Here is a 1,923-nt window from a genome sequence, read left to right as displayed (position 1 = left end):
CCGCATCCGCAGCGCCCATATCGGCAACAGCGGTCAAATCGACGGCGGCCGTCTGGACATCGCCGCCCCCGTATTGGACAACAGCGGCCGCATCAGCCAAAGCGGCAGTCAGAATCTCACCGTTGAAACCGCCCGTCTGGCCAACAGCGGCCGCATCGGCCTGCCGGAAAACAATAGCAGCAACGGCGGAAACGGCAGCGGCAACAACGGCGGTAACAACGGTAACAGCGGCGGCGGTAACGGTAATTCCGGCAACAAGCGGCCCCCCGCCAATAACGGCAACGGCAATAACGGCAACGGCGGCCACACCCCGGTTCCCGCTCCTGCCGACGGCCGCATCAGCGTCTCCGGCCGTTTGGACAACAGCGGCACCATCGAAGCGGGCGGGCGCACCGATTTGAGCGTCAGCAGCGAGCTGGCCAACAGCGGCCACCTCACCCTCGGCAGCCTGAAAGCAGACGGCAGCCGTTTCGACAACCGCCAAGGCAACATTCTCGCCCGCAGCGCCGACATAAACAGCAGCCACAGCGACAACCGCGGCGGCGCCCTGGCCGCAGGCAGCCTGAAACTGGACGGCACCCGACTCGACAACCGCCAAGGCGTCATCCGCAGCAATACCCTCAGCGACATCCGCCTTTCAGACGGTCTGAACAACCAGCAAGGCGAAATCACCACTGCCGGCAGCCTGAAACTGGCCGCCGGCGATATTGCCAGCAGCGGCGGCAGCATTCTGGCCGGCCAAGATCTCGAACTGACGGCCAACCGGCTGGACGGCAGCGGCACCCTGGCCGCCGGCCGCGACGCCGCCCTCAAACTCAGCGCCGACTTTGACAGCAGCGGCGACATCGAAGCCGGCCGCACACTCAGCATCGAAAGCGGCGGCAGCATCCGCAACCGCCACCGTTTGGCCGGCGGCGCAGCCCTCGACATCCGTGCCCGGCATATCGACAACCGCGCCGAAGGCAAACTGGTTTCCGGCAGCAATACCCGTATTGGCGCCGACACTGTGGACAACCGCGGCCTGATCAACAGCAACGGCCTGACCCGCATTGATGCCGCGACTGCCCTGAACAACATCGGCAGCGGCCGCATCTACGGCAGCCGTCTCGCCCTGGGCGGCGGCAGCCTGAACAACCGCGAAGAAGCAAGCGCAGACGGCAAAAACCAAGCCCCCGTCATTGCCGCCCGCGAACGCCTGGACATCGGCATGCGCAGCATAAGCAACACCGGCAGCGGCTTTGGCCGGATAGAAAACGGCCAAGTACAAACCGGCAGCGTCTCCAGCCTGATCAGCAGCGAAGGCACACTGCATATCGGCGGCCGTTTGAACGAGAGCCATCAGGCCGAAGGCAGGGCCGAGCGCCTGGAAAACCGCGGCGGCCGCATCGAAGCGGCCGGAGACGGCGTATGGTCGGTTGCCAAAATCCATAACGGCAACAGCCGCTGGGAAGTCAATCACAAAGTTGCCGTCGGCGCGGCCGAACACCGGCACAGCTACAGCCAGCCCGGCAATCCCGAGTGGTGGCAGGTTGGCAAAGACGGCTCATGGCGGCAGACTGCCAATCATGCCAAAGGCGAGTTTACCTTTAACGACGGCCGTGCTCCGGTTCGCCAATCCAGCTGGAACGAAAAACGCGTCACCATACAACGCCACGAAGACCAAATCGCCCACTCCCAACCCGGGCAAATTGCCATCGGCGGCAACTTTACTGCTGACACCCAAGAGCTGGCCAATGAAAACGGCCAAATCCTGATCGGCGGCGTCTGGCAGGGCAGCGACAAAGACAGCACCCTGAAAAACCTCAGCGATTTGGCCGGCGTGTACGAAATCGAGTCCGGCATCTTCGAAAACAGCTATGCCCGCAAAAGCAAATCTAGACAAAGGTGGGGACGCCGCACCGGCTACAGCGCTCCCGTGTATAA

The 1,923-nt window shown here is 63.4% G+C and carries 1 pseudogene; it reads left to right on the top strand.

Going from position 1 to position 1,923, the window contains the following annotated elements:
• Window positions 1-1,923, top strand: a pseudogene (locus tag MB824_RS11750) (hemagglutinin repeat-containing protein); the annotation flags it as partial.

The organism is Kingella pumchi (assembly GCF_022288825.1).
GTDB lineage: Bacteria > Pseudomonadota > Gammaproteobacteria > Burkholderiales > Neisseriaceae > Kingella_D > Kingella_D pumchi.
This window is presented reverse-complemented; position numbering and strand designations above follow the sequence as displayed.